Origin of the sequence: Bradyrhizobium sp. AUGA SZCCT0431, assembly GCF_018131065.1 — a bacterium.
Classification (GTDB): Bacteria; Pseudomonadota; Alphaproteobacteria; order Rhizobiales; family Xanthobacteraceae; genus Bradyrhizobium.
The window spans coordinates 20,827-34,161 of the sequence record NZ_JAFCLR010000013.1 but is presented as its reverse complement, the minus strand read 5'-3'; the positions used below and the strand labels follow the sequence as shown (position 1 = coordinate 34,161).

The 13,335-nt window shown below is 61.0% G+C and carries 11 protein-coding genes and 1 pseudogene; 2 read left to right on the top strand and 10 right to left on the bottom strand.

The window, feature by feature from the left end; translation table 11 throughout:
- Positions 1–2 precede the first annotated feature (2 nt).
- The 4 genes and pseudogenes from JQ567_RS14680 to JQ567_RS14665 all read right to left on the bottom strand — a co-directional run bounded on the left by JQ567_RS14680 (position 3) and on the right by JQ567_RS14665 (position 4,684).
- A pseudogene (locus JQ567_RS14680) lies at positions 3–823 on the bottom strand (enoyl-CoA hydratase-related protein).
- Between the two features lie 78 nt (positions 824–901).
- Positions 902–1,606 (bottom strand): SDR family NAD(P)-dependent oxidoreductase, encoded by a 705-nt coding sequence (locus tag JQ567_RS14675; RefSeq protein WP_212439481.1) that lies wholly within the window; start codon positions 1,604–1,606, stop codon positions 902–904.
- A 17-nt stretch (positions 1,607–1,623) separates the two neighbouring features.
- Complete coding sequence (locus tag JQ567_RS14670; protein ID WP_212439480.1) at positions 1,624–3,951, bottom strand: molybdopterin-dependent oxidoreductase; 2,328 nt, start codon at positions 3,949–3,951, stop codon at positions 1,624–1,626.
- A gap of 16 nt (positions 3,952–3,967) precedes the next feature.
- Complete coding sequence (locus JQ567_RS14665; protein ID WP_312017400.1) at positions 3,968–4,684, bottom strand: TetR/AcrR family transcriptional regulator; 717 nt, start codon at positions 4,682–4,684, stop codon at positions 3,968–3,970.
- 78 nt (positions 4,685–4,762) lie between these two features.
- On the opposite strand from JQ567_RS14665, the gene JQ567_RS14660 reads away from it, so the two are divergent.
- Both JQ567_RS14660 and JQ567_RS14655 read left to right on the top strand, forming a co-directional pair.
- Entirely contained in the window at positions 4,763–5,962 is a 1,200-nt protein-coding gene (locus JQ567_RS14660; protein ID WP_212439479.1) for an acetyl-CoA C-acyltransferase, read from the top strand.
- Between the two features lie 81 nt (positions 5,963–6,043).
- A complete protein-coding gene (locus JQ567_RS14655; protein WP_212439478.1) occupies positions 6,044–7,267 on the top strand; it encodes a multidrug effflux MFS transporter in 1,224 nt (407 codons plus the stop codon).
- Here JQ567_RS14655 and JQ567_RS14650 read toward each other — a convergent pair.
- From JQ567_RS14650 to JQ567_RS14625, 6 genes are read right to left on the bottom strand one after another with little or no spacing between them, the layout of a single operon-like run.
- Positions 7,264–7,917, bottom strand: coding sequence for a flavin reductase family protein (locus JQ567_RS14650; RefSeq protein WP_212439477.1), 654 nt, complete (start codon positions 7,915–7,917; stop codon positions 7,264–7,266). The genes JQ567_RS14655 and JQ567_RS14650 overlap by 4 nt on opposite strands.
- A gap of 35 nt (positions 7,918–7,952) precedes the next feature.
- On the bottom strand, positions 7,953–8,966 hold the full coding sequence (locus tag JQ567_RS14645) for a nitronate monooxygenase family protein (protein WP_212439476.1): 1,014 nt from the start codon (positions 8,964–8,966) through the stop codon (positions 7,953–7,955).
- 33 nt (positions 8,967–8,999) lie between these two features.
- Complete coding sequence (locus JQ567_RS14640; RefSeq protein ID WP_212439475.1) at positions 9,000–10,187, bottom strand: acetyl-CoA C-acyltransferase; 1,188 nt, start codon at positions 10,185–10,187, stop codon at positions 9,000–9,002.
- Between the two features lie 48 nt (positions 10,188–10,235).
- Positions 10,236–11,366, bottom strand: coding sequence for an acyl-CoA dehydrogenase family protein (locus JQ567_RS14635; RefSeq protein WP_212439474.1), 1,131 nt, complete (start codon positions 11,364–11,366; stop codon positions 10,236–10,238).
- 21 nt (positions 11,367–11,387) lie between these two features.
- A complete protein-coding gene (locus tag JQ567_RS14630; RefSeq protein ID WP_212439473.1) occupies positions 11,388–12,569 on the bottom strand; it encodes an acyl-CoA dehydrogenase family protein in 1,182 nt (393 codons plus the stop codon).
- Positions 12,570–12,584: 15 nt separating this feature from the next.
- Positions 12,585–13,322, bottom strand: coding sequence for an SDR family oxidoreductase (locus JQ567_RS14625; RefSeq protein WP_192735242.1), 738 nt, complete (start codon positions 13,320–13,322; stop codon positions 12,585–12,587).
- Positions 13,323–13,335 lie beyond the last annotated feature (13 nt).

Sequence of the window (13,335 nt, the reverse complement as noted above, 5' to 3'; positions counted from 1 at the left end):
TCTCACCTGTAATTGGGAACGCGTTTCTCGATGAAGGCCCGTACGGCTTCGGCGTGCTGCGGGGACTCGCAGCAGCGACCATCCTCTCGGCTTCGTGATCCAATGACGTCAGGAAGTCGGCCGACAAAGCAAGGTCGAGATTATCCTTGATGGAGGCAAACGCACTCCCCGGACCGTTCGCCAACGTTCTCGCGATCCCAAATGCTTCGCTCTGCAGGTCAACATCAGGCACCACGCGATTTACCAACCCCAGTGCTTCGCAGCGACGTGCATCGATCCGTTCGGACAGGAAAATCAGTTCACGGGCACGCGCCGTCCCGGCCAGCCGGGTCAACAACCACGAAATGCCGTAATCGCCGGTGAGCGCAATCCTGGCATAACCAGTCGTCATGATGGTGGATTCGGCCGCGATACGAATGTCGCAGGCGAGCGCGATCGCAAGCCCAGCGCCAGCCGCCGGTCCCGGCAGGGCCGCGATGGTGGGTTTACGCACCGAAACAAGCACGCCGGTCAGCGTTCGCTGACGTTCCCGCAATCGCGCAACCTTGTCGCTGAATGACATGGCGGGTGCGGCCGAACTGCCGCCCATCCCCTTAACGTCGCCGCCCGAACAGAAAGCGCTGCCTGCACCGGTAATCAGCAATGCGCCGACGTCCGGATCGTCACCGTTGCGTTTGATCATCCGGCGCAACGCCGGCGTCAGATGGTCGGACAGCGAATTTCGCGCCTCGGGTCGATTTAAGGTGATCACGGCAACGCGATCCCGGATCGCGCACAGCAGTTCGTCCGTCCCTGTATCAATCGAGATTGACTCATTAGTCATGGTTCTGACCTTTCAGGTCCAGCGTCTACGGCGCTCTTGAATGAGTAAGCGCGTTACCCAGCTGTAACCGCGTTTCTGTCACCAATTTTCGCGGAATGGCCGCAGTTCCGCGAGGAATGACCATGCCGATCGGTCCTGACCGTAGAGATGGTACAGTTCGTCGGCGATGGCAGCAGGCTTGATGAAGAATTCATCCGGTTTGTCGCTCATCCGCGCGCGCATCCGGGGCGTGTCGATCACAGCGTCGATGAGAACATAGGCGACGTGGACGCCGAGAGGCCCCATGTCACGCGCGATCGACTCGGCCAATATACGCTGCGCCGCCTTTGTCGGAGCGAAGCCGGCGAAATTGGCCTTGCCGCGGATCGAAGACGTGTTTCCGGTCACCAGGATCGCGCCCTTGCCTCGATCGATCATGTCAGGAGCCACTTCGCGGGCCAGGTACAACAAGCCCATCACGTTGACCTCGAAATTTCCCTTCAGCATCTTCGGATCGATCTCGCGAAAGCTTCCCCAGCCTCCTCCGACCGCGTTGTGGATGAGAACCTCGGCCGCTCCAAAACGGCGCTTTACGTCATTGACGACGGTACGCACCTGGCTCTCGTCGGACACGTCGCAGGTCACCGCGTGTACGTCGGGAAGCTCTTGCGCAAGGCGATTGGTGAGCTCCGCTGAGCGGGCAAGCGCTATGATACGGAATCCGCCTGCAGAGAACCGCTTGACGATGGCAGCTCCAGTGCCCGGCCCTACCCCGGTCACGATCGCGATTGGTTTCTCGGTCATTTAACGCTCCCTTCGAGCTATTGTCCGGCCGCTCTCACATGAATTCGCTCGGACTGCGACTGATAGGTGGCAGCCTCGTGCGCGGGCACCAGGGCCAGGCGAACCGCTACGTTCTTGTGGTAGGGCGTGCCCGCAATGGGATCGCGGTTGCCGCTCTCGGTGAGCAGATTGATGCGCGGCCCGTTGATCAGGCGCTCACCGTCCAACGTCGGGTATGCCTGACCGTAGCCGTGCGGCAGCGCCAACTGGCCATTCCGCATGGCGTCATCGACCTTGCAACGGACGACGAGCCGTCCGACCACCGACTCGACGGCGATCCAGTCACCATCCTCTGCGCCCAACTCGCTCAAATCGCTCGAATTGATCAACATGGCGCCGTCCGGATCCTCGCGCCGCCACGCGGGATCGCGAAAGATCTGGTTGGCGTTGAACATGCGGCGGCCACCCGCCGCCAGCATGAACGGAAACTCCTTTGGCGCGCCCGCTGCTTGCGGATCGAGCCGTGCCAGCCATTCCAGCATCTGCGGGACCACCAGCCGAACCTTGCGGTCCGAATGGCTGATCAATGACCAGACCTCATCATAGTCGTGCCGGGTAACGGCAGTGCCTTGCCGGGTGGCTACGATAGTGTCGAACAGGAGATCGCCGAGCTGCTGATCCGCCACCTCGTCCGATGCGCCGATCGCCCGCCGCACCGCTTGCGGCGATCGCTTCGCGCAAGCCAGCGCCGCGCTCCACAAGGGAGCTGCAGCCGCCGTGCCATCCGGAAGCGTCTGTCCCAGCGTATGGTAGAGTACCAGGGCGGGAACTGCGCCGATCGAAGGGTTCTCCGCGATGAAAGCACGAAAGGCGACGGCGAACTCGGCTCGCGAACGCCGCGCCGCCTCCCGCAGGGGCGCGAGCACATTGTCACCTGGTAGAAGCCCAAGGGCGATGGCAAGCCGCGTGTAGATCTCAGGCTCCGGCAAGGTGCCTGCAAGCGGCGGCAATACCCCGGCACGAACATGAAAATAGTTCGTCGGAAATTCGAAGTTGAACAGGGTGAATTCAGTTTTCTCGAACTGTGAGGACGCCGGGAGAACGTAATGCGCGAGCTGTGCGGTTTCGGTCATCGCAACGTCGACCACCACGCATAGGTCGAGCGAGCGCAGCGCGCGTTCCACGGCCCCGGTGTTTGCGGCCGTGTTGGCGGGATTGGAACTGTCGATCCAGGCGCATCGCAACCGGTCGGGATGGTCGTTGAGCACCGCTTCGGGGAAAATGTTGGGCGGCAACAGGCCCCCAATAATCGCGTCGCCGGTCGGCGCGAATGTCTGGTTCGGAGAATTACCCCATAGCGGTTGAAGCCAGCTATGCAATTGGTTGGTACCTTTACGGCCGAAATTCCCGGAAAGCATGATTAGAAGCTTTTCGAGGTAGGAGTTGAGCGTCGAGTTGATGCCTTGCTGGATGCCAAGCTCGACCCGAACCACCATGGCCTTCGCCGCTGCGATCATCGCGGCGCAACGCTCCAGGTCCACGATCGAAATATCGGCAGCGGCAGCCCATCCTTCAACGGGGATATCTAATAGCGCCTGCCTCACTTCCGCGGAGCCAATCGTGTGCTCCTCAATGAAGGCATGATCGATCCGGTCGGACCGGACAAGCGTGGCCAGCAGTGCGCCTAGGAGAAACGTGTCGGCACCGGGACGAACCGCGAGATGCAGATCCGCCATCTCGGCGGTTTCCGTTCGCCTGGGATCAATGACGATCAGCTTGCGTGCGGGATCCTTGCGGATTTGATTGAGATGATCGCGCGCATTGGGGAAGCCATGCGCGATCCAGGGATTTGCACCGATGACAAGCAGGAGATCGCAATGATGGACGTCTTCGGCGGTGTGGCAGGTCTGGCTGCCGAACATGTGGCCATTGACCCAGAAGTCGCCGGTTTTTTCCTGCGAAAGGGCATTGAAGACGCTGCGCGAACCCAGCGCGCGTAACAATCCGCTGGCGTAGGCGCCGCCGGCGTGGTTGCCCTGCCCGCCACCGCCGTAAAGGGCGATACTCTTGCCACCATACCTGTCGACGATGTCTCGCAGCCGCTCCGCGATTTCTGCGATCGCCACGTCCCACTCGATTGCATCAAAGCCGCCGTCGGCGCGACGACGCAGCGGGGTCGTGAGCCGATCCCGGTGATGCGCATAATATGGAATCCGGGTCGCCTTGTTGCACAGATAGCCCTGTGATTTCGGGCTCGAACGGTCGCCCCGCACTTTCTCGAGGCGCCCGTCATTCACCAAGACTTCAATCCCGCAATTGATGTAGCACAGGTTGCAGGCTGTCTTGAGCCATTTGCCGGCCGTCATGGTGATCTCCCTTACGTTATGATTTTTTGCAGCGCATCGCCTTTATGGTTCTTCGCTGGGGCTTCCGAATCCGACCGCCTGCGGTCTTGCGTCCGGCATCGAGGATGCGGTCGGAAAGTTTCCCCGCGCCGACGGCACGCGACAGCACGATCGATCCCACCATGGTTGCGATAGCGCCTGTCGCGATTTGGCGGGCCTGTCCAAGTGGCTCACCGGGAAGCACCTCGACAAGGGCATCGATCATCCTCTCCAGTTTGGAAGCCAGGGCCTGCTGCTCGCTCGGGCTCGATCGCGCGACATCGACGGCCAGGGTTGGAAGCGCGCAACCCTGTTTAGGGTTGTCGCGATGCCTGAGACTAAGATAATCGGCGATCAACGCCTCGAAGCGTTCCCTGCTGGTTTTCCCGTTCGCCAGTTTTTTCCATCGCTCAGTCGTTTGGTCCATTGCAAAGGCGATCGCCTCGCTGACAAGCGCGGCACGCGAATCGAAATGGTTATAGAAACCGCCGTGCGTGAGACCCGCGAGTTTCATTAAGTCGACAACACTGAGCCCTTCCGCGCCCTTTTGGCGCAAACCATAGGAGGCATTTTCAACGATCCGATCGTGGGTTTGACGCCTGTGGTCTTCTACGTATCGCATCGCCACTCCGTGCAAGGTCCTAAGGTGATCGGCTGCACAACCCGTCCCCATCCCCTCGAAGCAATTCTGGAACCGCGCTTCCTTGAAGTTCACGGCAACATTTCATTGCAATGCTGGCTATCTTATATGACTATCGTCATATAACAACACCTATCAACAGGAGAGTTCGCCATGGCCACCGCTTCCGACCCCGTCGTCATCCTTTCTGCCGCCCGCACGCCGCTCGGCCGCTTCATGGGCGAGTTGTCGCCTCTCAGCGCCCACAAGCTCGGCTCCCACGTGATCGGCGCGGCGCTGGAACGGGCCAAGCTGGCGCCCGAGCGGATCGATGAGGTTTTCATGGGCAACGTCTTGCCGGCCGGACAAGGCCAGGCGCCGGCACGCCAGGCCGCCCGCGGCGCCAAACTGCCGGATGCCACCGGCGCCACCACCGTCAACAAGGTCTGCGGCTCCGGCATGAAGGCGACCATGCTGGCCCACGACATCATCAATGCGGGCTCGGCCTCGATCGTACTGTCGGGCGGCATGGAGAGCATGAGCAATGCGCCCTATCTGCTGGCCAAGGCACGCGGCGGTTACCGCGCCGGCCATGACCGGATCATCGATCACATGATGATGGACGGGCTGGAGGACGCCTATGAGACCGGCCGCTCGATGGGCGATTTCGGTGAGGCCACCGCGGAAGCCTATCAGTTCACCCGCAAGGATCAGGACGCTTACGCGATCGAGACGCTTACCCGCGCGCGCAAGGCGGTCGAAGGCGGCGCGTTCAAGGCCGAGATCGTGCCGATCACGCTAACCGAAAAGACCGGGCCGCGGATCGTCGCCAACGACGAACATCCGCTGAAAGTGGACCCCGCCAAGATCCCCGGGCTGAAAGCCGCGTTCCGCGCCAATGGCACCATCACGCCGGCTGCCTCCTCCGCCAATGCCGACGGCGCTGCGGCGCTCATTCTTGCAAAGCGCTCGCTCGCGGATCGCGACGGCCTCCCCGTACTGGCCGAGATCAAGGGCCACGCCACCCACAGCCAGGAACCGCAATGGTTCACCACCGCGCCGATCCCGGCCATTCGCAAGCTGCTGGACAAGGTCGGCTGGAGCGTCGGCGATGTCGATCTGTTCGAGATCAACGAGGCCTTTGCCGTGGTGGCGATGGCGGCGCAGAAAGATCTCGGCATCCCCCGCGAGAAGCTGAATGTCAACGGCGGCGCTTGCGCGCTCGGTCATCCCATTGGCGCCACCGGCGCGCGCCTGATCGTGACGCTGCTGCATGCGCTGGAGGCGCAGAACCTCAAACGCGGCGTTGCAGCCCTTTGCATCGGTGGCGGTGAAGCCACCGCCATCGCGATCGAGCGCGTCGTCCGCAGATAGCACGGCCGATTCGACAAAGAAGGGCTTAGCAGGGGTGCGAACCGCGTCACTCGCCGCCTTGTAACCAGCGCGAAAGTTCCCATGACTGACCAGTGCGAAACGACCAAGAGCGTGCCGCGGGATGTTCCCGTCTCCAGCGGCCTGGCGATCGCGGTCCTTTCCGTCCTGGCCGCCATGGGAACGCTCGCGACCAACATCTTGCTACCGTCGCTGCCACAAATTGCGATCTCATTGAATGTCACCAGCGCGGCGGTCACATCCGCCATTACCGTCTTTCTTGCGGTGTTTGGGATAGGCCAGCTTTTGGTCGGACCGCTCTCGGATCGCTACGGCAGACGCTGGCCAGTCCTGATCGGATTTGCCGTGTTCTTCGGCGGCAGCGTCTGGTGCGGTTTGGCAACAGATCTACCTAATCTTTTGGCCGGCCGCGCCGTGCAGGCTGCAGGCGCTTGTGCGACGTCAGTGTTGTCTCGCGCCATCGCCCGCGACATGTTCAATGGGCCGGCACTGGCGCGCGCGATGGCCCTAATCATGATCGTGATGTCCGCAGCCCCAGGATTCTCGCCGCTGCTTGGCGGCGCACTCGATCACAGTTTTGGCTGGCGTTCCGAATTCGCTCTTGTCGCGGCCTTTGCCGCAGCTGGCGCCATTGCCTACGCCATCATCCTCGGCGAAACCCACAATTCAATCCGCACTCCGCTCAATCTGGTCGCCATCGCCAGGACATATGTCGGCCTGATTGGTGATCGTCGCTTCGCTATCCCGGCTGCAACCGCGAGCCTGATCATAGGCGCCTTGTTCTCCATGTTTTCGGCCGCACCGCGCCTATTCATTGAAGCGATGCACTTCACGCCGATCCAGCTCGGCCTCTTCTTCGCCGGCACCGTCTTTATCGTATTCGCCGCGGGCATGCTGGCGACGAAATTGGCACCACGCTACGGGCTCGATCGCCCGATCCGGGCAGGACTATGGGCAACGGCCGCCAGCAGCATTGCAATCCTGCTCATCTCGATGATCAGCCCGACGTTCTTGCCGTTCCTGGGCGCGATGTGCGTTTTTCTCCTCGGCATGGGCGTTGTCAGTCCACTGGTCACCGCGCGGGCGCTCTCTCCATTCGGGGAGAAGGCCGGCGCCGCCTCGGCGCTACTGGGTTTCTGGCAGATGATGAACGCAGCAATCGGTGTATGGCTCGCTGCAACGGTGTCGCATGAAGCAATGTTCGCGCTCGGCGTCGTGTTGAGCGCGTTTTCACTGCTGGCTCTCGGTTTGTACGCGTGGGGCCTGAGGTCACCTGCTCCCCATTAGGTGCCATGGAACTCCGGTTTGCTGCTGCCAGGCGGCCGCTTCATCTCGAACATGTTCTCCGTCCTGACCTCGAGGTAATCTCCACCACGGCCGGCGCGCAGTATGGGACGCGCAAGGGCCGTGTTGTATACACCGTCCTCAATCAAGGACTTGTCGATGTATACTGCCACGACCTCGCCGAGCACGAACCATCCTTCGACCTTCTCACCGCGCGCATTCGACAGCTGAGAGACGTCGACGACCTTGCATTCCATAGCAGCCCTGCTCTCGCCTACCCGCGGTACAGCGACGTGGCGCCCGGGTATTGCCGTCAGCCCTGCGGCTTCGAACTCGCTCACGCCGTGATCGAGCGGCGTCGCCGTCACGTTCATGCGCTCGCCAAGATCCATCGTAACCAGATTCCAGACGAATTCGCGGGTCTCGCTGACGTTCTTGACAGTGTCCTTCCACGAAATTGACGAGAACCCGATTATCGGAGGGTCGTAGAGGAACGCGTTGAAGAAGCTGTATGGAGCGAGGTTCAGTTGACCAGCCGCATTGCTCGACGAAATCCAGCCAATCGGACGCGGCGCGACAATCGCGTTGAATGGATTATGTCTGAGCCCGTGACCCTTCGACGGCTCGTAATAGTGGAAGTCGGTCAGATCCATGAATTCCCCCGACAGCTATATTTCGCTCGGAAAGCTCAGGCGATCGCCAGAGCGGCAGCCGGCCTCTTCCTGGCATCATCAAGGAAGCCAGTCAGACGCTGACGGATAATACGTTCGGCATCCACCATGATGCGGTCGATCAGTTCTTTGACCGTGGGAATGTCGTGAATGAGGCCCGCGACCATGCCGCAACTCCAGGCGCCAGCGTCCATGTCGCCGTCGATCATCACCTTGGGATAAACACCCGCCACCTGATCGTGGATATCCTCGATCTTGAGTTGCTTGCCCTTGGCTCGTTCGATTTCGAGCAACTGCTCAACGCCCTTGTTGTTCAAAACGCGCTCGGTATTCCGGAGCCCGCGCATCACCAGACGGGTGTCGAGTTCCGTTGCCTTCACCAGCGCATCCTTGACGTTCTGGTGGACCGGCGCTTCCTTGGTAGCGATAAAACGCGTTCCCATGTTCATGCCGGCGGCGCCCATCGCCAGCGCCGCGACCAGGCTGCGCGCGTCCGCCATACCGCCGGAGGCAACGAACGGTATCTTCAGTTCGTCGGCTGCACGCGGCAGCAGAATCATGTTGGGCATGTCGTCTTCGCCGGGATGGCCGCCACATTCGAACCCGTCGACGCTAACGGCGTCGCAGCCGATCTGCTCGGCTTTCAGCGAGTGGCGAACCGAAGTGCATTTGTGGATGACCTTGATGCCTGCCGCCTTCAAGGCAGGCATGTACTGCTCGGGGCTACGCCCTGCGGTTTCGACGATCCTGATGCCGCCTTCCCTGATGGCTGCAATGTATTCCGGATAGGGAGGTGCGCTGAACGTTGGCAGAAAGGTCAGATTCACCCCGAATGGCTTATCGGTCATTTCGTGACAGCGAGCGATCTCCTTTGCGAGAAGTTCAGGCGTTCTTTGCGTCAATCCAGTGATGAGACCGAGGCCGCCAGCATTGGACACGGCCGCTGCCATTTCAGCAAAGCCCACAAAATGCATCCCGCCCTGGATGATGGGGTGTTCGATGCCGAACAATTCAGTAATTGCTGTCTTCACAAGGAGCTCCTGCTTATCTATCGCGCTTTTTGCTCAATGAACGATCTCGAGAAGTCCCGCAGCGCCCATGCCGCCGCCCACGCACATGGTGACGACGGCGTATTTGGCCTTGCGCCGGCGGCCTTCGATCAAGGCGTGGCCGGTCAGCCGGGCTCCGGTCATGCCGTAGGGATGGCCAACCGCGATCGAGCCGCCATTGACGTTGAGCTTTTCCGGATCGATCCCGAGCTTGTCGCGGCAATAGATCACCTGCACCGCGAAGGCCTCGTTCAATTCCCAGAGGTCGATATCGTTGATCTTGAGTCCGTGACGCTTGAGGAGTCGGGGCACGGCGTAAACCGGCCCCACTCCCATCTCGTCCGGCTCGCAGCCTGCCGCGACAAACCCGCGGAAGATCCCGAGCGGCTTTAGTCCCTTCTGCGCCGCCAGCTTGTCGCTCATGATGACAGCAGCACTTGCGCCGTCGGAAAGCTGGCTCGCGTTACCACCCGTGATGGTGAAGCCCGGCCCCTTGGCCGGCTTGACGCCTGCGAGAGCCTCCGCGGTGGTATCGGGACGCGGCCCCTCGTCAGCCGACAGCGTCACTTCCCGATATGACACGGCACTGGTCATCTTGTCGGTGACTGCCATTGTTGTCTTGATTGGTGCGAGTTCGTCGTTGAAGCGGCCGCCCTGTTGCGCCGCGGCCGTCCGGCGCTGGCTTTCAAGGCTGTACTCGTCCTGGCGTTCGCGCGAGATGTCGTAGCGCTTGGCCACGATCTCGGCCGTATCCAGCATCGCCATGTAAGCGTCTCCCTTCATGGCGAGCAGTTCCGGGTCGACAGCATGAAACGTATTCATCTGGTTGTTTTGCACCAGGCTTATCGACTCGCCACCGCCGCCGATAGCGACTTCCAGACCGTCGAAAATCACGGACCGCGCAGCCAGGGCAATCGCCTGAAGGCCGGACGCGCATTGGCGATCGATGGTGGTCCCGGCCACGCTCACCGGAAGTCCGGCGCGTAGCAGCGCCTTTCGAGCGATATTGGTGCCGGTAGTGCCCTGCTGCATGGCGCAACCCATCACGACATCCTCAACTTCGGCGCCCTCGATCTTGGCGCGTGACAATGCAGCGGAAATAGCATGACCCAGCAAGGTCGCGCCTTCGGTATTGTTGAGCGCACCCTTGTAGGCCTTGCCAATGGGGGTGCGAGCAGTCGAGACGATTACGGCTTCGGTCATTGTTTACCTCTGGTCGGGTGCGGTAGTCGATTTGCTGCGTTGGAAGGACTAGCTCTGCTGCGCGTACCGCATCAGATGATAGGCAGGATCGCCAAACTGGATGTTGATGGAGTTTATTCGCTTGAAATAGTGGCCGACGTTCAATTCGTCGCTCATCCCCATGCCGCCATGTAGCTGCACGGCCTGCTCTGCGACGAAGCGGGCGGCGTTGCCAACCTTCGACTTCGCGCCCGACGCCAGCTTCGATCCATTTGGCTCCCGGGCTGCAAGGCTGAGATTCAAATGTTGCGTGAGCGAAATCGACTCTTCGAGCGCGATGAACATGTCGACCATGCGGTGCTGCAACACCTGAAACGTCCCAAGGGCAACCCCGAACTGCTTGCGCGCTTTGCTGTATTCAAGCGTCGCCGAATTCAGCACCGACATCGCGCCGACGGCTTCCGCGCAGAGCGCCGCGATAGCGCGGTCGCGGCACGCTTCGAGCGCCACGACGCCTTCGCCTTCGGTACCAAGCAATTGGTCGGCCGGAACGTTGACGTCCATCAGCGTGAGCTCGGCAGCGCGCCGGCCATCGACCGTTTTGAAGCTTTGCAAGTGGAGATTGGCCGAATGGCGATCAACGACGAACAGGCTTACGCCGGCGCGATCGCGCGGTCCACCGGACGTCCGCGCCGAGACGATCAGTTTGTCGGCCCACGGTGCACCAATCACCGCGGCCTTTGTTCCGCTCAGGACAAAGTTGTCCCCCTGGCGTCGCGCCGTCGTCGTGACGTTGTCAAAATCGTAGCGTGATCGCCCTTCCGCCCAGGCCAGCGTCCATATGGCGCTGCCATCCATAATCTTCGGCAAGAACGCCTCGCGCTGCTCCGGTGAACCGGCGTCTTCGATCAGGCCGCCAGCGAGAACAACGGTCTCAAGGTACGGTTCGACGACCAGGTTGCGGCCGAACTCCTGCATCACGATCATTGTCGCAAGCGATCCGCCACCAAGACCACCGGAACTTTCCTGAAACGGTGCCGCGCACAACCCAAGCTCGGCAAAGGCGCTCCAGTGCTTGCGGCTCCAGCCTTCATCCGTCGCAACAATTTTTCGACGCTCGTCGAAGTCATACTGCTCGCGCAGGAAGCGTTGAATGCTGGAACGGAGCAATTCCTGTTCTTCCGTCAACTGGATATCCATCCGATGCCTCGTGCGATGTGGTCAGAGACCGAGAACTGCTTTCGCGATGATGTTGCGCTGGATTTCATTCGATCCCCCGTAGATACTGAGTTTTCGGGAGTTCAGATATTTCTCAGTCGCGGTGTGCCCGTAATCCGGCCCTGGCATGAAGTGGTTGGAGTTCGCCGGGTGCTCGCGAATTGCCAGGCCATAGTTACCGATGGCCTGATGCGTTAGATCCGTGATGCGCTGGAATATTTCGGTGCCTCTGATCTTGAACAGTGAGGCGGCCGGCCCCGGATCGATGCCACGCGACATCTGCGCGACGATTCGCAGTTCGGTTGCCTCCAACGCGAGCACATCGAGCTCGACGCGCGCGATGTCCTTGACGAACTCCCCGAAAGTCGGATCGTCTTCGCCGATCTCGGTCTTCACAATATGCTTGAGGCGCGCAAGATAACGCGTCGAGCGGCCGATCCCGGCCATGCTGGTACGCTCGTTGCCAAGCAGAAACTTCGCGTAGGTCCAGCCCTTGTTTTCCTCGCCGATCAAATTCTCGACGGGGACGCGCACGTCCTCGAGGAAAACGTCGTTCACCTCGTGCGATCCGTCGATGGTGATGATGGGCCGCACGGTGACGCCGGGCGATTTCATGTCGATCAGCAGGAAGGAGATGCCGGCCTGAGGCTTTGCCGAAGGATCAGTCCGCACCAGGCAGAATATCCAGTCGGCATGCTGGGCCAGTGTCGTCCAGGTCTTGTGTCCGTTGACAATGTAGTGATCGCCGTCCCGCACAGCCTTGGTGCGGACCGACGCGAGGTCGGAGCCCGATCCCGGCTCTGAATAGCCCTGGCACCACCAATCCTCACCAGAGAGGATTCGCGGCAGAAACTTCTGTTTCTGCGCGTCGTTGCCGAACGTGTAGATGACCGGGCCGACCATGGTTACGCTGAACGCGAGTGGCGGCAGCGTCCCGGCACGTGACGTCTCCTGCTCGAAGATAAAGCGCTGCGTGATCGACCAGCCCGGCCCGCCATGCTCCTTGGGCCAGAGCGGCGCGATCCATCCCTTCCGGTGGAGGATACGGTGCCAGAGCAGCATCTGTTCCTTGGAAAGGTCGGTTTCGGGATTGGGAACGCGCATTTCCGCGGGATAATTCTCCGCGATGAAAGCGCGCACCTCGTTACGAAACGCAGCCTCCTCACTGGAAAGATTGAGTTCCATTGTGAGAGGCTCCCGCTACCACTTCTCGCCGAACGGACGAATCTCCAGTTCAAACGTCCAGGCGCTTTTTGGCTGCTGATAGAGCAGCCAGTAGGACTCCGCTACCGACGATGGTGGCATTAGCAGATCAGGATCATCCAGCGCGTTCGGGCCAAGCGCCTCGATCCTCCGCTGCCGCACCCATTCGGTGTCGACACCGGAGTCGATAATGAGATGCGCCACGTGGATGTTCTTTGGGCCCAACTCACGCGCGGTCGCCTGTGCAACGGCCCGCAGGCCGAACTTCGCGCTGGCGAAGGCGGCATATCCCGTCCCGCCGCGAAGGCTCGCTGTCGCACCGGTAAAGAAGATATTGCCTTTGCCGCGGGGTAGCATCAGCCGCGCGGCCTCGCGGCCGGCGAGAAAGCCGGAATAGCAGGCCATTTCCCAGACCTTGCGGAATACACGTTCGGTCGTGTCCAGAATCGGATAGTTGACGTTGGCGCCAATATTGAAGATGCAAACCTCAAGCGGTGCGTGCTTGTCCGCGTCGCCGAGGAAGGAAATGATTTCTTCCTCCTTGCGTGCGTCCAGCGAGCGCGCGTGAATTTCGCCGCCGGCCTTCTCGATCTCCTTGACTAACGGTTCGAGCTTGGCACCGTTGCGCCGCCCGGCGAACACCGTAAAGCCCTCCGAGGCGAACTTCTTTGCAATTTCACTGCCGATAAAGTCGCCAGCACCGATCACGGCCACGGTCGCGTTTCTCTTTTGCAAGGGTGTTCTCCCG